Raw genomic sequence first — 18,774 nt, 5'->3', positions numbered from 1 at the left:
TATATGGAAATATTACGACATGCACACTCAGGCCTCAGATGGTTGGTGCTTATTGCTTTAATTCTCGCAATAGTTAATGCGGTTGGAAAAACCAACGGCTCCAAAGCTTTCACAGATAAAGATAAGAAGTACGGCCTTTTCGCTCTTATTTTCACTCATTTGCAATTTGTTCTTGGCCTAGTGCTATACTTTAGCAGCCCTAAGGTTGTATTTGCTGCCACATCCATGAAAAGTGACGTGTTAAGGTTTTTCCTGGTAGAGCACATTTCGATAATGCTGATTGCCATAATACTAATCACTATAGGTTACAGCAAATCCAAACGTGCTCAAACGGATGGCAAGAAATTTAAATCTATTCTTGTTTTCTATTTAATAGGTCTTATACTCATATTAGCTAGTATTCCCTGGCCATTCTTGAATTATGGAGGATCGTGGTTTTAATATAGATTCAAAAATACACCTTGAGCAGGGCGATATTACCCTACTCAAGGTAGATGCTATAGTTAATGCAGCCAACAACTCACTACTTGGTGGTGGAGGTGTTGACGGCGCCATACATAGGGCAGCTGGCCCTCAGCTGCTTGAGTTTAACCGAAAATTGGGTGGTTGCAACACCGGTGACGCCAAAATAAGTCCAGGGTTTAATTTACCTGCTCAATTTGTAATTTCAACTGTAGGCCCCATATGGAAAGATGGTAGCCATCATGAGGATGACCTTCTAGCAAGCTGTTATCACCGCAGCCTTGAAGTCGCCGTTGAAAATAACTTAACCTCCATCGCCTTCCCCTCTATCAGTACCGGAGTTTATGGATTTCCCTTCGAAAGAGCATGTAAAATAGCCCTATCAACGGTTAACGCCTTTTTGAATGACAACCAGACCATTCAAAAAGTAATATTAATTACTTTCAGCCATGAAGACTACCTGGCCATGAAAAAGGTTTATGCCCAAATGAAGGCACAATAAAAACTACCCTGAGCTCACAATTTCAATCAAAGCTGCTTTACATAACAAACCTTTCGTACTATTTATTGGTTATAAACACACGGTTAACGGACGGGCCGAATAAACTTGGAAATTATTTTAGCAGGCATGAAATACTTTATTACAACTATCCTCTTAGCCACCACCATAAGTTTACAGGCGCAGGTAGAGCATAACTTTGAAATGGAGCCTTCCAATACCAACTGCCACGAGCTTCCTGAAAAATTTGACTCTCCCTCGCAAGCTATAGACGTCATTGAAAAATCCACTTTCAGGCTTACGCAGTCCATCAAAATTTCACGTTATTACAGCCCAAAAGCGGCATTCTTTTACTCATGCGATGGACAGACAGGGTATTTAATAGTAGACCTAAAGGATGACCGTCGAAAAATATACCAAAACATCCCACAAGAGGTTTGGGACGAGTTTTCGAACACTAATGACCCCATAGGTTACTATAGTACTCATATCGACAAGAAATATGAGAGCCTATAATAAATTTTTACTCACATCCCTGGTCGCCATTATCGCCGGGTGTACAAAATTGACAGAAGCTGATAAGCAAGTACTCACCAAAACTGACCTGGAATTTGCTGATATGGCACACCAGATAGGTGTAGGTGCCGCTTTCATAGCCTATGCTGATAGCAATGCCATCATTATGCAAAATGGGCAGCTCCCACTAAAAGGAATTGCAAACATTGCTTCCTTACATAAAAATACGCCAACTGACCTTAAGCTCTCTTGGCACCCAGAAAAAGTAGAGGTCGCAAGTTCAGGAGATTTGGGTTATACTTTTGGCAAATACACTTTAACCCACATGCAAACTACTGAGCACGGACATTATGTTACGATCTGGAAAAAGGATAAAAGCGGGAAATGGAAATATGTATTAGATACAGGAACCAAAAGCCCTGATGCTGACAATAAAGTCCAATAACCCCATAATTGCAGAATTAATCCTGGATTCTCTCCCAAATGAGAAAACTAAATTACTCCACATTCGATTTTCACATTAGGCACAAATAGAACAAATCAATAATACAAAAATTGTATCAGGGTGCTATCAAAGTCTGTAACTCGCAGACCTGCAAAGCCTGGGAGTTATATTTATTTTCAATTACTGTTTAGAATTATTCCAAATAAGAGAATGTCTTATATATTTGCGTAATTATTTAGACAAATTCTAAACACTGCAAATAACTGTATCCATATCGCTGTCAGACACGCCCTATCTGGGTAAAGCCGGCTTGGTTTCCCTGGTTGAAGAGCAACCAGGATTTCGCCTTTTGGACCAGGACAGTGACAACTCCACACCCGATGTAACCATATTAGATCTGGCCACCTATCTAAACGACTCTAATAAACTCATAGGCAAAGGTCTACCTAAAAGCTCAATTCTAATTTTGGCAAGAGATTACTCTAAACAAGATATTGACCATATTATAAAATCAGGCATCAAAGGATGCATCTCTTATGAGTGTGAACGTGATGAGGTTGTTAGTGCCATACAAAACCTGGCCAAAGGTCAACGTTTTTTTTGCTCTTCTATTCTCAACGTCATACTCGAACAGCCTTCCCCGGCGCTTGAGCCTCTGAGTCCTCGTGAAGTAGAGGTTATGCACCTGATCATAGATGGTAATAGCAGTAGTTGTATAGCAGAAAAACTTAACCTAAGCATCCACACTATCAACTCACACCGCAAGAATATTCTGCAAAAGCTCAATCTGAAATCGCCCACGCAGCTAATTATTTATGCCATTGAAAACGGCATTATATCGAGCAAGTAAGTAAATAGATTAGTGTAGTTTCTCTGGCAGAGCTTGAGTTATCATGCTCTTTTCCTGTCTTTTTTATGAGGCGCACATATGTCTTTTTTTCTCCTCGTGTAATTTTTCACCTTAATTAATACTTTTATCAAGGAACATTGCGCCATAATTAGCCAAATAACACCCATAGAGGGCGTTTTTCTTTTCTTCATAAAATGTAAGGATATAACTCAATATCTCGAATTATAGTTGGTAGTACAAAAATATAGCAATGGCCTAACATGCACCTGATGCATTATAAGCCCATTTTAACGCAGATAAACCAGCAAAATTGACATTCCTTGTTTTTTTAAATATCTTCATATCGTCAAAAATAAAAATTGCACATTAAATACTCGCTTTAGTTTATTATGAGCAGCATTTAAAATTCAATAAAAATTTAATCCGAATTCAATATTTGGATTTTGTGGTAAATAAGCACCATGAAAGACCTCAGTGACCGGAAGGAATGACCAACTTTCATTCCGGTCCATTGAGGCACCACCAAGCTTTAATACAGAGCAAATCCGACTATTTTCATAAAAAACAAAATAAACTTGTTGCTCACTCAGAACTGCTCAAAAAGCAGAACCGAGAACTTAATTAATTCTCCTATGTTGTTTCTCATAGCCTCAAAGCTTCATTACGCGCTATTTTCAAGCCACCTAAATGGATAGAAGAAGGTTTAGGAGATGGCATCCCTGAAGATGTGAAGGCTAACCTGCGAACACTATGGGCGCGTTTTTATACTAGAAGCACTGATCAATGGCCTTCTGAGCATTCAAAAATTGGACAAAAAGATGTAATACTTGAAAATGTTGATACTAAAAAACTTGCAAAGTGACATTACCGACCTGCATCAGCCTCCTTCAAACATAAAAATCAGCATTTAGCCTGAAATGCCTGTTTTCTATACCAAGATGATATTGTTGCAACAAGTTTTGATTAAACGCATTGGCAATGCCATAAAATATAACAATAAACCTTAAGGGCTTATTAATATTGGTGTAAATAGCAATAGGGACTATTTCAGATCCATTATTATCCAGCCTAGGATGGAATTAAAACCTTTTGCTAAAGTAACGCCGACACTTCTTCTACTTCCTTAGTTTCATTGTCCACCTCCAACGGATATAGAGCTTTACTGTTAAGTAGTATCTCCGCAGACTCAACAGTCTGCATGATCAAAGTAGCAATAGTCATTGGACCAACCCCTCCGGGCACTGGGGTATAGGCCATGGCCCTGTCTTTAACTTTGCTGATCTCGACATCTCCAATCCCTCCAGCGTGATATCCGGCATCAATCACAATAGCATTATCTCTAATCCAGTCTGCCTTTATAAATTCGGGCTTCCCTACAGCCCCTACTACTATATCAGCACCCTTAACAAGCTCGGGGAGCTTCTGGGTCTTAGAGTGGCAGATAGTAACAGTTGCATTTTCATTGAGCAACATCATAGCCACCGGCTTGCCTAATATTGGGCTTCTACCCACCACCACAGCATGCTTTCCGGCTACAGGCAGGTCATAGTGCCTGATAAGCTTCATGATTCCTTCTGGTGTAGCACTTCCAAAGGCAGGTTCTCCCATGGCAATACGCCCAAACCCCGTGCAAGTAACACCATCTACATCTTTATGTACAGCTATACGATCAAAACACTCCCGCTCATTGATATGGCCAGGCACAGGATGCTGCAACAGTATACCACAAACGGAATCATCATCATTAAGCTTATCAATTTCTGCCAGCAATTGCCCTGTTGTAGTTTCTTCTGGCAGGTGAATCCTTAGAGACTTCATCCCTACCCTTTCGCAGGCATTCCCTTTCATCTTCACATATACTTCCGATGACGGATCGTTACCTACAAGCACGGTAGCCAATACAGGCACAACGCCAGTCTGTCTGATAATATTGGTCACACGTTTTTTCAGGCTTTCTTCAATTTCCTTGGATAAGGCCTTACCGTCAAGTAAAATAGGAGTATTAGACATTACTGGATGAATATTAATGCTGGGAAAATATTTTCGACTGCGAAAATAACCATTTGGATAAAGCAGCGCAACATTTATCTACTGTTAGTCTTGAGGTTAAGCTAAATCACCGTAAAGTTCGTCAAGCTATACTTAACCCTTGTTAGTAAATTGATGATACGCCAGAGCAATACGAATTTCCCCATATTCATATTCATCCCCCAGCTTACTTTTGATTTCTCCCGAAGAAGTGGTACCCAATGTTTTCATTACTGTCAATATATTCTTCATTTTCTCTCCATCCATCAGATCCGTAGCTTCCAGATCTCCACTGATGACATAAGTACATAAATGACCTTCAATAGTACCCTGGGTCAAGCCACGCAACTCCGCTATCTCTTCCACACTTTTCCCCCCCCTATATAGCCCATAGGTTATTTCTTTTGTAGGTACCTTGGATTCCTTTTTATCCTTTTTTCGAGCAGTACGCTTGAAGAAGTCCGAAGAAGTCAGATCTTCCTTTGTTAATACCTTATTTTCTACCGCATGTGATATCAGCAACTCTACTTTCTGAATTTGCATTACTTTCCTGTCAAACAAACTCTCAATATCTTTAAGCTCTTTAGAATATCCTTTTACCTGCTTTTGAATATTCACCTGTTTCTTGTGCTCTTTTATCTTTTGAGATAACGACTGTAGCAAAGGCAGGAAGTAACCACTTGCCTTTTGCACTCGCTCGTATATTATTTTTAAATAGTCTTCCCCCTCTTCAATTACAATTTTTGCGAGCTGTCTGATAAATTTAACCGCCACCTCTTGAAGCGGTTTAGCATCGTTAAGGAGTTCCACGGTCCAATCCTTATATTTTTGTTTTGCAGACCTATTTTCGTCTTTATCAAAACCTTTAAGGTGGTTATTTAGCTCAATCAAAATATCCGTAAAATCAAAAGCTACTTGGGCATAGTTTAGCAAAAACTGTTTTCTGTCCTGCTTCAACTCTTCCTGAAGGTCATCAACAGCCTTTTTACTGCCCACAAACCCCATAAGTGCATTATCAGTATTGATACCACTTTCCGGAACAAGAGCAGAAAGCACCAGTCCTTCCATAGATGTGAGCCGTGAAAGCGCAACATACATTTGCCCGGGAGCAAAAGACTCAGATAAATCCAGAATTGCCTTTTCAAATGTAAGTCCCTGGCTCTTATGCACAGTTATTGCCCATGCCAGCTTAACCGGATACTGCTCATAAGTACCAATCACCTTCTCTTCCACCTGCCCTGTATCTGCGTTGAGTTTATATCTTTTATTCTCCCATAAGTATGTTTTCACCTCTACAACTTCGCTATCTCCGTCCAACTCTACCGCAATGCTCTCATAAGTCAGTGAAATTACCTTACCTATCTTACCATTATAATATTGAGCCTCACCACTGGGATCATTCTTGATAAACATAACCTGAGCTCCCTCCTTTAGCACAACAGCATCTGACAGTGGGTACATATTCTCAGGAAAGTCGCCGGTAATTTTTGCCTTGTATTCACGCCGGCTGCTTTCCAGCTTTTCCAACTCACGGTCATTGATCAAGTCTGCCTTACGATTGTGCGTGGTGATATGTATATACCCATCCTCCGCATAAGTACTCACATCTTTTTTGAAATGCGCATTTAAAGTTTTGACATCGCCTTGCTGCAATTTATTATCCCTTAACCTATTGAGGATACCCAGGAATTCAGGGTCCGACTGACGATAAATCTTATCCAGTTCAATATAAACCGGAGGTGTTTGCTTCAACACCTGGGAATCAAAAAAATAAGCACTCTTGTAATGCCTTGAAAGCAATGGCCATTCAGAGTTTTTAACTACAGGAGGAAGTTGATTGAGATCCCCAATAAAAAGCAACTGCACCCCTCCAAAAGGCACCGATCGCTTTCGCCTTACATGCTTCAAAATCAAGTCGATACAGTCAAGCAAATCTGCTCTAAGCATACTTACTTCATCGATGATCAACAATTCAATTTCACGAAGAAGCTTCCGCTTGGTGCTTCCCATCTGCAACTGCCCAATTACCGACTTCGGGGTATTTAACTTCTCACTTAGTTCCTGCCCTGCCCGTACCAGTTCTTCAGGCACAAAAGTTCCGAAGGGTAATTGAAGTAAAGAGTGCAGCGTAACCCCACCCGCATTGATAGCTGCTATACCCGTAGGAGCTGCCACAACAGCATTTTTATAGGTCTTCTCTACCAGGTATCTTAGCAGCGTGGTTTTTCCACTTCCTGCCTTTCCTGTAAGAAAAATATGTCTGTCGGTAGTATTTACATACTTAACTGCTAACTCAGCTACTGCACTTAATTTCTGACTCATTCCATAATATTAAATAAGTCGGAGACAAATAACCAAATTGATGGTCTTCAAAAAGTCTGGAAACAGGAATAAATAATGATGTTTTGAATTTACTTATCGAATTAAGATTTGTATATTGATAGTTACTAAAACCATACTATTAACACCTGATCCTTAAAATTTTAACTAATGAGCCAAATGCAATAACCAACTCAGGCTTTTAAAAAAATTGCAATGGGTCAAAAAAAGAATATCCCAATCATTGCGCTGATAGTATTGATATCCATTGCAATACTCATTGTGCTATTTTACAACCAAAGCTATGGCAGGGCAGGCACTCCTACCCTCACCTCCTCCATCTATGTATTGGCCATTGCATTGTTCATTGCACTTTGGACTGCGATTAACCCCTCCTCTTCGGAGAAGAGGAAGCCTCGACCCAAAAAAAACAATGAAATCGCTGATGTGGAAAAGAGATATAAAAAGATCATAGAGGAAGCTCCGCATGCTATAGCTATGTTTGACAAAAACATGAAATACATGGTAGCCTCCCATCAGTGGATGAAAGATTATGACATAAAGCAAAGTGACCTTACAGGAGTTTCTCATTATGACATTTTTCCTGAAATAGGCGATGAATGGAAAAAAATACATCAGGAATGCCTTAAAGGTGCCATTAACACATGCGACGAAGCCAGCTTTAAAAGGGCAGATGGTACTGTGCAATGGATCACTTGGGATGTACGCCCTTGGTACATTTCGGGAAATACTATAGGTGGTCTTATCATGTACACTTCGGACATTACAGATATTAAGGAAAAAGAATTTGGCAGAAAGAGAGTAGAGAATACCCTGGACAAAGCCAGCAAGGTTGCCCGTATTGGTACCTGGGAGATTGATCTTGATACGGGTTATATTTTATGGAACAGTGTTACCCAACAAATACTGGAAGTACCTGAAAACTTCAAAGCAGACTACGCTTATATTTTCAAGTTTTTCAAAAAAGGCAAAAACAGGGCGGACATAGAAACAGCCGTGGCTGAAGCTATAAACCTGGGCAAAGCATATGATCTCGAGTTGGAATTGGTTACAGACAAAGGCAACACCCTCTGGGCGCGGGTTATTGGTCAGCCTGAATTCATAAATGGAAGATGCCAAAGACTTTATGGTGTATTTCAGGATATTAATGAAGCCAAAAAAAATGAACAGATAATTCAGGAGGAAAGAAAGCTTCTAAGAGCCATCATTGATAACATACCTCTTAACGTATACACCAAAGACCTGCAATCGAGAAAGACGCTTGTCAATAAAAGTGAATGTGATTATCTGGGACTTAAAGAAGAGGACATCCTGGGCAAGGATGATTTCGAACTCTTTGCCATAGATTCCGCCATACAATCGGTCAAAGAAGATCAATATGTCTACTCCACAGGTAAGTCGCTTAAAAATATGGAGTGCCGCCATGTGAAAAGTGACAACACAGAAACCTGGTTTATGTTTTCAAAAGTCCCCCTCCGCGACAAAACAGGAAAAATCAATGGGCTATTGGGCATAAGTTATGACATCACTTCAAGAAAAGTAACAGAAAATCAAATCAAGACACTTCTGGCAAATTTGAAAACAATCATGGATGCCACCACTGAAGTATCCATTATAAGCACTGACCTTAACGGAAAAATCAAACATTTTAACAAAGGTGCCGAAAACCTGCTTGGCTACCGGGCCGAAGAAGTGGTTATGAAAAAAACTCCTGTTATTTTCCATGACAAAAATGAAATTAGTCAGAGAGAAAAAGAACTTTCCAACCTGTTGAATAAAAAAATAAAAGGTTATGATGCTCTTACTGAGTATGCCAAACAGGGACAGTCCGAATCGCGCGAATGGACCTTCATCAAAAAAGATGGATCTAAAATAAAAGTTCAGTTGGCGGTAACCGCTATAAAAAATGAAACAAATACTATTACAGGTTTTTTAGGCATAGCAACTGACATCACCGAACGCGTGGAAAACCAAAAAAAACTATTTGAAGCCAAAACAAGCCTGGAGGTACTAACAGAAAGGCTAACAGAGCAAAATGCTCAACTCGCCAATTTTGCACACATAACCTCACATAACCTCAGGTCTCCAGTTAGTAACCTTTCTTCTCTATTACATCTCTACAACCTAGCCGAAAGCAAACAGGAAAAAGAGCTAATCTTTGAAAAATTCAAAATTGTTATCCAACATCTCTCCTCTACCCTCAACACATTAATAGAAACACTAAAAAACGAAGAAGCAAACAGCAAGGAGACAGAAATAATTGATTTCCAAGAAGTTTTAAATAAAACTTTAGATATCATCACTGCCCAGATCACGGAAAGTAAGGCCGTTATTACCTGCGACTTCTCTGCAGCTCCTGTAATTAATTATAATAGAAATTATCTTGAAAGCATATTCCTCAACCTGCTTACCAACTCCATTAAGTACAGGGCACATAACATACCTCCACAGATCCATGTAAAAACAGACGTCACTGAAAAAGGCATTACATTAACAATCACTGACAATGGACTAGGCATTGACCTCGACAAACATGGAAATAAACTTTTTAAACTAAACAAAACTTTCCATGATAACCCAGAAGCCAAAGGCGTTGGTCTCTACATTACCAAAAGCCACGTAGAGTCTATGGGCGGGAGCATTAGCGTCGCCAGTCAGGTAGGCAAGGGAAGCACATTCAAGGTTAATTTTTAGAAAATATCAATTACAACTTCCCTTTCATATCCTGATTAAAACCCTCCATAAACCTATCCACAAAAGGCTAAGTATTAAATCAGCGTCCTCTTCACACCCTATATACTACCCCTGACCTGAGTATGTAACAATATCGACACCTATTCCATTGGGATCCTGAATTGTGAAATGCCTGTCCCCCCAAGCCTCATCACGGATATCAATTATTATCTCAACATTCTTTTGCTTTATCTCCCTGTAAATTGCATCCACATCATCCACCTCTATAGTAAGATACATTCCCTTACCTTCAAAGGCCGGTTGGAAAATTGGCTGCTGAGTGGGGTGATTTGGCAACAAAAAACTAAGTTCTGCCTGCTTATTTGGCGTATGCATCAACAGGTAAAATTCGTTTTCAAATGTGACTCCAAACCCCAGGACTTCGGTGTAGAACTTTCTGGTCTCTTTTAGTTTTCTCGTAATTACTCCAGCATTCATTTTCATATTCATAATGCTTTTATTATCGGTATCAGATTGTGCAAAAACGGTAGCACTAAGGCTCAGTAATACGGCTGATGTTATAAATTTTATCCTCCTCATAAAGCTGATGGGTTTATCTTGACTTATAGGGCAAACATATGGCAGGGAATAAAAGATATATTGTAAAAATCGGACATATACTTCACCAGCCTGGCGCCTTTCCAGGCGTGGAGCCATACAGACGCTTAAACTCCTTTATAAAATGGGCCTGATCATAGTAATAATCCAAAAAAGCTTTGCTCTCGAGCAGACTTGCCCCAGAGGCTATACTTCGCAACATTTGCTGAAACCGAACAACTTTGCTGAAAGTTTTTGCTGAGCCTCCTATATAATTCCCAAAAAGCCTGCGAAGCTGCCTCGGACTCACCCCGACATCAAAGCCTGTTTCTATACGTTCTCTGCCCTGATAGGTAAAGATTAGATCAAGCGCACTATAAAACCTGGAATCAACCTTAAATTTTGCTTTAGAAAAAAGGTAAATAAAATGATTATCCAATTTCTCACGGACAGAATCCAAAGAAACAGGCACTTCCAGATCTGCGAAAATTTGAGCCGTGATAGGACAAATTGCATCGAGGTATTCAGAGCGATTTGACAATTCAGCCGCATTGAGCCTAAAAAGTTGCGGCAATACACTTGGGAAAAACCGTATGCCCATATAATGAAACCCTTCCGTGAAAGTAAATGAGGTATGCGAATCACAATACCCCATTACATAACTTTCCGCAGGGTTTGCAGCATCAAAGAAAATGTCAATACAACCATCAGTCACTATTTGATAAGAGAATGGTTTATCCAGCTCCGTCAAAGACACCAACTCCCAATAGCAATAGATGAAAGGCTGCAATATGGCTAAAGGAAGTACTTCCTTATAACCAATATGCTCCATATTCCTCACTGTAGGCTGCATTGGCTTATACGAGCGCCTGAGTTTTTCAAAAGACTTTACGTCAAGTGATGTAAGTGAAGCCAAATTATCTTTCTTTTAGCACTTAAACGGTCAGGAATAACATTTGATCAAATACTGATTGAAGACCCGCAAAGTTGCATTAATCAATCTCTTAAAAAACATAAAAACCCTTTGTAAACCCAGAGAGGTAGACTACTCTCAACTACTTTGAACGTAGAAGCACCAATGCCGCAACTGAGTCTTTCAATGCTAAAATTAAAGCCTTCAGGAGTCAATTCAGAGGAGTTAAAAACATTAGTTTCTTCCTTTACAGGCTTTCCAGAATCTATGCTTAGTACAATTGCTCCACAGGTTTTCCGCTTGATCCTTGACCTATTTAAACCTACAAAAAAATGGATTGAGTAGAAATAAAAAAACCCGATCTTTCGATCGGGTTTTTGAAGTGATCCCGCTGGGGCTCGAACCCAGGACCCTCTCCTTAAAAGGGAGATGCTCTACCAACTGAGCTACGGAATCTTAACGTCCTCCCTTGTGAATTAGAGCTTTTTTCGTTGCCCTTTTTCGTAATGGAGATGCAAAGGTAATGTTCCGGATTTAAAATGCAAAGCCTCACTGAAAAAAAAATCAAAAAAAATGAACTTTAATTAAAAACCTGCCTTTCCTGTAATTTTAGAGCACTTTTTTCGTTAATAAATTTTCATGATTTATCTTTGGTGCTCTAAAAACTTTAAGAACAGCCTATGATGCTCCGGATATTTTGTACACTTCTAGTGGTAACCTGCTCGGTTACTGTTAAGGCACAAAACCAGGTGGATAATATGCTCGCTCAGGCAGACTCTCTCTTCCAGATAAAAAAGTATACAGAGTCTTTCGACATCTACCAACGCTTACTGGAAAAAGAACATCAAGCATCCCCTGCTATGCTCCTAAAAATGGCTTTCATCAAGGAGGGTTTAGGCGACTACACCAACGCCCTTTACTACATCAATTTGTATTACCTCCGGACTGCCGATAAAAAGGCCTTGGATAAAATGGAAGAACTTGCCAAAGCCAAAAACCTGGAGGGCTATAGTTTAAGTGATTTTGATTTCTTTAAAAGTACCTTTTTCAAGTTCTACAACGCCATAGTTATCACATTATTCATTCTTGCTTTACTATTTATGGGCATTATGATATACCGTAAAAAGAAACACAACCAAAAACCTGTGGTCAGTGGTATTTTTACAATTATTATGCTGGCATTACTATTCTATACTCTAAACTTTGGAAAAGACTACCAAAAAGTGATTATTACCCAAAGCAACACCTACATTATGGATGGTCCATCAGCAGGTGCCGAGGTAATTGCTATTGTCGGGAAAGGTCACCGCTTACCCGTGAAAGGTCAAAAGGATATCTGGACTCAGACTGAATGGAATGGCCAGACTGTTTTCATAAAAGAAAACAAACTTAAAAAGATTTCTATACTGTAAAAGTTGATTAAAATCGAACGGTAAAAGAACCTCGATACCCACGATTGGTATACTCTATATAATAGAAATATACACCTGAGGACACATCATCCCCATACCATTTAAAATAACGGTCCGTACTGGAGTAAACCTCTCTGCCCCAACGATTATATACTACAACTTTCTCAAATTGCCCGGCGCAGTTATCTATGGGAAGTATATTTTCCTCTACTCCTGTTTGATTATTGACCCTATACATACCAAAATAAGTATTGAGATCGTCTCCATTTGGCGTAAAGATATTGGGCGGAATAAACTGTTCACTCTTATCATCAATATCTTCAATATGTACCACTAAAGAATACTGTTTAGACCTGGGCTGAGTACAGTGATTATCCTGAACCGCAAAAGTAAGTGGCACAAACACCTCAGGCTGCCCTTCTAATACATGACATTCCGGCGACCAGACAAAGTCCGCTGCTACAGTACCCATTCCTGTTTTCGATTCAAAATCATAACCCAATCGCTCAGGCTGATCATCAACAAGGTACAAGGTAATAGAATCCCCTTCAAAATCGCGCCCTGTCAGCCTAAGGCTAATATTCTCATCAATAATAATATGTATGGTATCATTGACAATAGGGAACTTGTTAGCGCTTTGCACCGTCAATAATGGATCTGAGTTAGGAGGTGGCGATAAAAGAAAATCAACAGTCAGCGTATCTCTGTTTGTGATCTCACATTTATCAAAATCTTCCATCATGAAATATACCCTGAAAGAGTCCTGCTCCACCAGTTTAAACTTCTTGCATGCCAAGGTCCATGAAAAAGTAGAGTTTAATTGAGTGGCAGAAGGTTTACCTTGTCCCTGCACTCTATTATATGTGATATTGTAATCAGAGAAACTAAAATTTGCAGGAACAGCCTCTATAAACGCCAGATCTCCGTCCTCATCAGTCCCCCGTACATCAAAGGTTACCGTTTCGTCCAGCTGTGCCGTAACTTTCACATATTGATTACTACTTCCCAGTTTCTCACTATACACATTAGGCAAGCTATTGTCTGGCAAATTCACATTCAGAAACAGTGTAACCAGCACTGGCTCCTCATATTGGCAATCATCTTCATCCTCAAGATATACCTTTATTTCAAATGAGGTTTTGCCATCAAAACTCACCTGCTGGCAATCATAATTCCATTGCAGCCAGACTTCCCGAACACCTGCAGAATTAGCTTTATCAATAACGCTCATGCCATAATCTGCCAACTCAAAACCAACAGGCTCCAACATAAAATCCATCAAATCACTATTGGCATCCTGTCCGAGCAACTGCACAATCTTTACCCCTCCAGCCTTTTCATTCACGGTCACCAAACGCTGACTAGCTACCGAATAACTACCATCATCTTCTTTATGCTTAAGTACAGGCAGGTCATTATCAGGCGGGGTAATTTTGACTGTTAACTTTACCGTATCTTGTAATGGCTGTGGACAAGTATCATCCAAACCAATAAAACTCACCTCAAAAGGGAGGTCTTTATCAGGAGGGCAATCAGTAAAACAAACCTGCGCAGTCAACCGATCTCCACTTGGGGATGTACTTAAAATTTGGATCTCAAAATTCTCCTCGTCATATCCTATGGGATCAAGCTTAAGGTTTACCCTACCACCCTTCTCATCTTCAACAGTGAACTTCACACATTTATCATCATCGGCAAGAAAGTGTAGTACATCTCCTTCATTGTAGGTAGACCCATCTTCCAACTCAATATTCACATCAGGCTCACTCCCTCCGGGAGGGCAGTCCACCACCACCATTTGAAAATCCCGTCTTACCTCTCCTATTTTCTCTCCATCTCTATATTCTTCGCACTTCACTGCAAACACAAAGATCCCCTCCTCAGTAGGTGTAACCCTCAACAACCCATCATCTGTTATCGTCAGATTAGGGTTCCCATGAACAATGTTGTTTAAACTATAGGTAGCCTCCCATATCACCTGGGGATACGGAGCTGTAGATGGCGGTTGCGGATGAGGCACTGCAGATGGTGTATTCAAAGGAGTAACCAGAGAATATACCAACGAATCTCCATCAGCATCAACCCCCTTAAAATCAGCATAGTAACCACGATTAACACATGCATAATCACTTAAAGGAGGAAATAACTGAGGAGTGTTGTTGATAAAGCGCTTTCCATCTTTGACCAGAGGTGGTATCTCTAAATAAAAAGTAAGCCCTGAACCTACTCCTCCTGCATCAGGATTTTCGCTCACCACGTTTACAATATTGTAGTTACGGCAACAGCGCTGCCATACAATATAGTAACCATCCGGGTGATTATAACTTTCAGGGGTCAGGGTAATAACTTTGCTAAAAACCAATTTGGTAGTCTTCACAATGGCATCATTTGCACAAGAGGGGACTGTATACGCTACAGGCTCTTCAGAGAACAATGACAGCTGAATGTCTTGCATCATTACAGCATTGTCACTTTTTCTGTATATCCAGGCCAGCGGAAGAGGAGAATATTTAGCTCCAGGCGCTCCGTTAATCTCATCAAAATAAATAATCAGATTCAATCTATAATTATTCCCACTGAGGTAGACTAATTCAAACTCTCCCCCTACAATATGAGAAGCAAATGAGCTAACTTTGCAGATTAATATGAGAATTGAAACAAGTAAAATTTTTCTCATAGTGAGCACACGTAAATTTAGAACGATAGTAAAAAGACCTGATTGATTGGGGCAATAAAACATGAAGATAAAAAATAAAGTTTTAAAAGACATAGAAATTGAAGGTATTGCGGCAGAAGGCAAGTGCATAACTCACTATGACGGAAAAGTGGTATTTGTGTCTGGCGTGGCTCCGGGAGATATAGCTGACATTAAAATAATCAGGAAAAAGAAGTCTTTCCTGGAAGCTATCCCTGTTCATATTTCCCAATATTCCGATAAACGGCGCGAACCCTTTTGCAATCATTTTGGCACATGCGGTGGATGTAAGTGGCAACATATCAACTATGACACACAGCTTGACTACAAACACCAGCAAGTGATCGATAGTCTGGAGAGAATAGCCAAAGTGCCCTTCTCCAATGTAAGCCGGATACTTCCTTCAGAGAACACAGAGTATTACAGGAATAAATTAGAATTTACATTCTCCAATAAAAGGTGGCTTACCCGAGAGGAAATTGAGAGCGATGAAAACCTCGACAGGAATGCGCTTGGTTTTCACATTCCAAAAAGATTTGATAAAATTCTTGATATAGAGCATTGCTACCTTCAGCCGGATCCCTCGAACGCAATCAGACTTGCAGTAAGAGAACTGGCTCTAAAGCACAACATCTCTTTCTTTGATCTAATTACGCAACAAGGCTTTCTTAGAAACCTGATCATCAGGGACACTTCGATTGGCGAAGTAATGGTCATTCTCCAAGTAGCCAGAGAAGACAAGGAAGCTCTGGAATTAATACTTGACCACCTTAAAAATAAATTTCCCGAGATCACCTCCCTTAATTATGTGATCAACTCCAAAGGCAATGAAACTTTTAACGACCTGGAAGTAGTCAACTGGCACGGAAGGCCCTTTATTGTGGAAGAGATGCCTCTTCCGGATGCTCCCGATCAGGTTGTAAAGTTCAGAATAGGACCAAAATCGTTTTTTCAAACTAATGCTTCTCAGGCCAACTTACTTTATAAAAAAGCTTGGGAGTTAGCTGGCTTAACCGGTAAAGAGTTAGTTTACGACCTCTATACTGGCACCGGAACCATTGCCAACTATGTAGCACATAACGCAAAGAATGTTATCGGCATAGAGTATGTTGAGGCTGCAATAGATGACGCCAAAATCAATGCTGAAATCAACAACATCAATAACACTGATTTTTATGCAGGCGACATGAAAGACCTCCTTAATAATGAATTTATTCAAACCCATGGCAGGCCTGATGTAATCATCACAGACCCTCCCAGAGCGGGAATGCACGAGGATGTTTGCAAAGTGATATTGAACGCAGCACCAGAACGCATAGTATATGTAAGTTGCAACCCTGCCACACAAGCCAGGGATATTGCTATATTAGATAGAAAATATAAGGTTGCAGCAGTGCAGCCAGTAGACATGTTCCCTCATACTCACCACGTTGAAAACATTGTACTGCTGGAATTGAAAAAATAATAATGTGAAAAAAATCAAAGCTATAAGGGTTCTATTCTCTTTTGAAGCCCTCATTTGGTTGATGGCCCTTATAGCTTTGGCATGCCTCCCTACAGATTCACCTGCTCACTTTTCTCTCTGCCCTTTAAATAACCTTGGCTTTGATTTCTGTCCAGGTTGTGGGTTGGGAAGATCTATTTCTCATGCTTTTCACGGACAATTCACCGCTTCTTTTGACAGCCACCCCTTAGGATTATTCGCAATAATAATACTATCTTACAGGATAATTTCACTATCATTTTATTCAATCAAAACAAAAAATAATAACAACTGACCATGGCGAACGCAATTAACTTAATGCCTGAGCTTCAGGGAGAAGAGCTCATTTATATTCAGGCAGTAGTAGAGAAGTTGGACGACGAGCAAGCAAGGAACTTCATTGGGATATACCGTGCCCGAAGAAAGAACCCACAAGAGATACTTATTTTTGCTCTTCTCGGGCTATTGGGTATAGCAGGTATTCAGCGCTTTGTTCTTAATCAGGTAGGTATGGGAATCCTATTCTTCTTCACGGCGGGTTTATGCTACATTGGTACTATCATTGACGTTATTAATTATCAAAAAATGACCTTTGAATACAACCAAAAGATTGCCGACGAGGTCCGCTTAGGTATGCGCATCTAAAATCCAAATGAGTAACATATGAAAAAGCAATATATGTTAAAAAACCCAACTGCATAAAACTACTAGCAATAGTATTTAGCTTCATCATAATCTATGTGCTATTGCTTAGTATTCTAAACTGAAATAGAGACCTCACACCCACAAGCCAATGTCAAAAACTTTGACGATGCCCTTTGTTTCTCTATAGCTACTTTAAAAACTGTTGGTTATGGAGACTTACATTCCCTAACGGACCAAGGCATACTTTTCGGCTCAATATTCCTCATTTTCAGCCTCGGCTTCTATGACGTACTTTTTACCGTGTTTCCGGCTACAATAATTCCGACCTACTTCATAAAGTAAATATCCGCGAAAGTTCCATTGTATTTGTTACCTCAACAATGACACTGAAAACTAGTCTATGCACTAAACTTAAAAACATCATAAAAACCTGAATTTTGTAGTAACCTTGGATAATGCCAACCTAAAAAGCAAGCCTTCAGAAACTATTAAGATATCCACAGGCAACTACCTTATCATGCTGGCAAACAAAACATTAAAAAGCATTTTCAATATAAAGGAAAATTATATTTCGAAAATTTAAAATATAAGAGTTTTACTTAGTGTAAAATAGGTATTTACCCTTAAAATCTTCTGATTTCACATAACCATATTTGTATAAAAACAGCCTGGTTATGAAAACTTCAGTTAAAATACTTTTTTTCGTTTCTTTATTTACTGGAATATTGGCCTTTCACAACAAAACCAGGGAGTCTAATACTTTCGATTACAGAGGGGAAACCTACCAAATTCCTCATGCTTATTTAGAAAATTTTGGAATGCACCCTGATACGCGATCATATGATTATGACCTTCATTTAGGGTCTACCTCAAAACCAGAATTTATACACACAACCGCCTTAAATTACGTCTACCTGGATTTACATAGCAATAGTTCGCAGGTCATTAGTTCCGGGACTTATGATTTTAAAGAATCAGAAGGCAAAGAGAGGAATCCCTTCACTTTTACAGGTGCTGAAGTACTCATCAATTATGACATCAACCATAAAAAGGGCGAATCATTATATGCCACCGGTGGCACTGTAAAAGTGTCTCAGTGGGAAGGTAAATATGTTATAGAATTTTACTTAAAACTGAATAACGGAGAAAGCATAGAAGGAATCTATAAAGGTAAACTAACTGATTGGGAAACCGATGCTTAAACTACTACATCCCC

The 18,774-nt window shown here is 39.7% G+C and carries 17 protein-coding genes, 1 tRNA gene and 1 pseudogene; 13 read left to right on the top strand and 6 right to left on the bottom strand.

Translation table 11 applies throughout. The annotated features are described in order from the left end of the window. The first annotated feature begins 3 nt into the window (after nt 1–3). From JMN32_RS13220 to JMN32_RS13200, 5 genes are all read left to right on the top strand, one after another. Nucleotides 4–441 carry a cytochrome B gene (locus tag JMN32_RS13220; RefSeq protein ID WP_202856795.1) on the top strand — a complete coding sequence of 146 codons (438 nt, stop codon included), beginning with the start codon at nt 4–6 and terminating at the stop codon, nt 439–441. Further along, nucleotides 422–964 carry an O-acetyl-ADP-ribose deacetylase gene (locus JMN32_RS13215; protein WP_202856794.1) on the top strand — a complete coding sequence of 181 codons (543 nt, stop codon included), beginning with the start codon at nt 422–424 and terminating at the stop codon, nt 962–964. The genes JMN32_RS13220 and JMN32_RS13215 overlap by 20 nt, the downstream gene beginning before the upstream one ends. A 126-nt stretch (nt 965–1,090) precedes the next feature. Then, entirely contained in the window at nt 1,091–1,477 is a 387-nt protein-coding gene (locus tag JMN32_RS13210; protein WP_202856793.1) for a KTSC domain-containing protein, read from the top strand. Then, nucleotides 1,464–1,922, top strand: a complete 459-nt coding sequence (locus tag JMN32_RS13205; RefSeq protein ID WP_202856792.1) for a YybH family protein — start codon at nt 1,464–1,466, stop codon at nt 1,920–1,922. Before JMN32_RS13210 ends, JMN32_RS13205 begins: the two co-directional genes overlap by 14 nt. 310 nt (nt 1,923–2,232) lie before the next feature. Continuing rightward, complete coding sequence (locus tag JMN32_RS13200; protein WP_202856791.1) at nt 2,233–2,772, top strand: response regulator transcription factor; 540 nt, start codon at nt 2,233–2,235, stop codon at nt 2,770–2,772. 1,092 nt (nt 2,773–3,864) lie between these two features. Here the strand turns inward: JMN32_RS13200 and JMN32_RS13195 are convergent. Together JMN32_RS13195 and JMN32_RS13190 are read right to left on the bottom strand one after the other, a co-directional pair. Then, nucleotides 3,865–4,782 carry a tetrahydrofolate dehydrogenase/cyclohydrolase catalytic domain-containing protein gene (locus JMN32_RS13195; protein WP_202856790.1) on the bottom strand — a complete coding sequence of 306 codons (918 nt, stop codon included), beginning with the start codon at nt 4,780–4,782 and terminating at the stop codon, nt 3,865–3,867. A 132-nt stretch (nt 4,783–4,914) separates the two neighbouring features. Then, nucleotides 4,915–7,122, bottom strand: a complete 2,208-nt coding sequence (locus tag JMN32_RS13190; protein WP_202856789.1) for a helix-turn-helix domain-containing protein — start codon at nt 7,120–7,122, stop codon at nt 4,915–4,917. A 213-nt stretch (nt 7,123–7,335) separates the two neighbouring features. Here JMN32_RS13190 and JMN32_RS13185 point away from each other — a divergent pair, with 213 nt between their 5' ends. After that, nucleotides 7,336–9,834, top strand: a complete 2,499-nt coding sequence (locus JMN32_RS13185) for a PAS domain-containing sensor histidine kinase (protein ID WP_202856788.1) — start codon at nt 7,336–7,338, stop codon at nt 9,832–9,834. 105 nt (nt 9,835–9,939) lie between these two features. Here the strand turns inward: JMN32_RS13185 and JMN32_RS13180 are convergent, their stop codons facing one another. Beyond that, complete coding sequence (locus JMN32_RS13180) at nt 9,940–10,413, bottom strand: VOC family protein (protein WP_202856787.1); 474 nt, start codon at nt 10,411–10,413, stop codon at nt 9,940–9,942. A gap of 82 nt (nt 10,414–10,495) precedes the next feature. Next, nucleotides 10,496–11,326, bottom strand: a complete 831-nt coding sequence (locus JMN32_RS13175; RefSeq protein ID WP_238354452.1) for a DUF6597 domain-containing transcriptional factor — start codon at nt 11,324–11,326, stop codon at nt 10,496–10,498. Between the two features lie 146 nt (nt 11,327–11,472). Here JMN32_RS13175 and JMN32_RS13170 point away from each other — a divergent pair. Beyond that, a pseudogene (locus tag JMN32_RS13170) lies at nt 11,473–11,598 on the top strand (transposase); the annotation flags it as partial. Nucleotides 11,599–11,706: 108 nt separating this feature from the next. Here the strand turns inward: JMN32_RS13170 and JMN32_RS13165 are convergent. Continuing rightward, a tRNA-Lys gene (locus tag JMN32_RS13165) sits at nt 11,707–11,779 on the bottom strand. A gap of 224 nt (nt 11,780–12,003) precedes the next feature. On the opposite strand from JMN32_RS13165, the gene JMN32_RS13160 reads away from it, so the two are divergent. Continuing rightward, entirely contained in the window at nt 12,004–12,735 is a 732-nt protein-coding gene (locus JMN32_RS13160; RefSeq protein ID WP_202856786.1) for a hypothetical protein, read from the top strand. A gap of 7 nt (nt 12,736–12,742) precedes the next feature. Here JMN32_RS13160 and JMN32_RS13155 read toward each other — a convergent pair whose 3' ends face one another. After that, nucleotides 12,743–15,412, bottom strand: a complete 2,670-nt coding sequence (locus JMN32_RS13155) for a T9SS type B sorting domain-containing protein (RefSeq protein ID WP_202856785.1) — start codon at nt 15,410–15,412, stop codon at nt 12,743–12,745. A gap of 61 nt (nt 15,413–15,473) precedes the next feature. Here JMN32_RS13155 and rlmD point away from each other — a divergent pair, with 61 nt between their 5' ends. The 5 genes from rlmD (at nt 15,474) to JMN32_RS13130 (ending at nt 18,760) form a co-directional block, all read left to right on the top strand. After that, nucleotides 15,474–16,895, top strand: a complete 1,422-nt coding sequence (gene rlmD / locus JMN32_RS13150) for a 23S rRNA (uracil(1939)-C(5))-methyltransferase RlmD (RefSeq protein WP_202856784.1) — start codon at nt 15,474–15,476, stop codon at nt 16,893–16,895. A 4-nt stretch (nt 16,896–16,899) separates the two neighbouring features. After that, the gene (locus tag JMN32_RS13145) at nt 16,900–17,208 is read left to right on the top strand and encodes a DUF2752 domain-containing protein (RefSeq protein WP_317191779.1); all 309 of its coding nucleotides are present in this window, start codon (nt 16,900–16,902) and stop codon (nt 17,206–17,208) included. Between the two features lie 2 nt (nt 17,209–17,210). Further along, nucleotides 17,211–17,558, top strand: a complete 348-nt coding sequence (locus tag JMN32_RS13140) for a TM2 domain-containing protein (protein ID WP_202856783.1) — start codon at nt 17,211–17,213, stop codon at nt 17,556–17,558. Between the two features lie 123 nt (nt 17,559–17,681). Next, nucleotides 17,682–17,900, top strand: coding sequence for an ion channel (locus JMN32_RS27740; protein ID WP_202856903.1), 219 nt, complete (start codon nt 17,682–17,684; stop codon nt 17,898–17,900). Between the two features lie 332 nt (nt 17,901–18,232). Next, nucleotides 18,233–18,760, top strand: a complete 528-nt coding sequence (locus JMN32_RS13130) for a hypothetical protein (protein WP_202856782.1) — start codon at nt 18,233–18,235, stop codon at nt 18,758–18,760. Nucleotides 18,761–18,774 lie beyond the last annotated feature (14 nt).

The organism is Fulvivirga marina (genome assembly GCF_016775155.1).
Classification (GTDB): Bacteria; Bacteroidota; Bacteroidia; order Cytophagales; family Cyclobacteriaceae; genus Fulvivirga; species Fulvivirga marina.
This window is presented reverse-complemented; position numbering and strand designations above follow the sequence as displayed.

Excerpts from the sequence above, each read along its gene's own strand:
- JMN32_RS13220 (WP_202856795.1), top strand. The coding sequence starts at position 4 with ATGGAAATATTACGACATGCACACTCAGGCCTCAGATGGTTGGTGCTT.
- JMN32_RS13215 (WP_202856794.1), top strand. The coding sequence starts at position 422 with ATGGAGGATCGTGGTTTTAATATAGATTCAAAAATACACCTTGAGCAG.
- JMN32_RS13210 (WP_202856793.1), top strand. The coding sequence starts at position 1,091 with ATGAAATACTTTATTACAACTATCCTCTTAGCCACCACCATAAGTTTA.
- JMN32_RS13205 (WP_202856792.1), top strand. The coding sequence starts at position 1,464 with ATGAGAGCCTATAATAAATTTTTACTCACATCCCTGGTCGCCATTATC.
- JMN32_RS13195 (WP_202856790.1), bottom strand. The coding sequence starts at position 4,782 with ATGTCTAATACTCCTATTTTACTTGACGGTAAGGCCTTATCCAAGGAA.
- JMN32_RS13190 (WP_202856789.1), bottom strand. The coding sequence starts at position 7,122 with ATGAGTCAGAAATTAAGTGCAGTAGCTGAGTTAGCAGTTAAGTATGTA.
- JMN32_RS13185 (WP_202856788.1), top strand. The coding sequence starts at position 7,336 with ATGGGTCAAAAAAAGAATATCCCAATCATTGCGCTGATAGTATTGATA.
- JMN32_RS13180 (WP_202856787.1), bottom strand. The coding sequence starts at position 10,413 with ATGAGGAGGATAAAATTTATAACATCAGCCGTATTACTGAGCCTTAGT.
- JMN32_RS13160 (WP_202856786.1), top strand. The coding sequence starts at position 12,004 with ATGATGCTCCGGATATTTTGTACACTTCTAGTGGTAACCTGCTCGGTT.
- JMN32_RS13155 (WP_202856785.1), bottom strand. The coding sequence starts at position 15,412 with ATGAGAAAAATTTTACTTGTTTCAATTCTCATATTAATCTGCAAAGTT.
- rlmD (WP_202856784.1), top strand. The coding sequence starts at position 15,474 with ATGAAGATAAAAAATAAAGTTTTAAAAGACATAGAAATTGAAGGTATT.
- JMN32_RS13140 (WP_202856783.1), top strand. The coding sequence starts at position 17,211 with ATGGCGAACGCAATTAACTTAATGCCTGAGCTTCAGGGAGAAGAGCTC.
- JMN32_RS13130 (WP_202856782.1), top strand. The coding sequence starts at position 18,233 with ATGAAAACTTCAGTTAAAATACTTTTTTTCGTTTCTTTATTTACTGGA.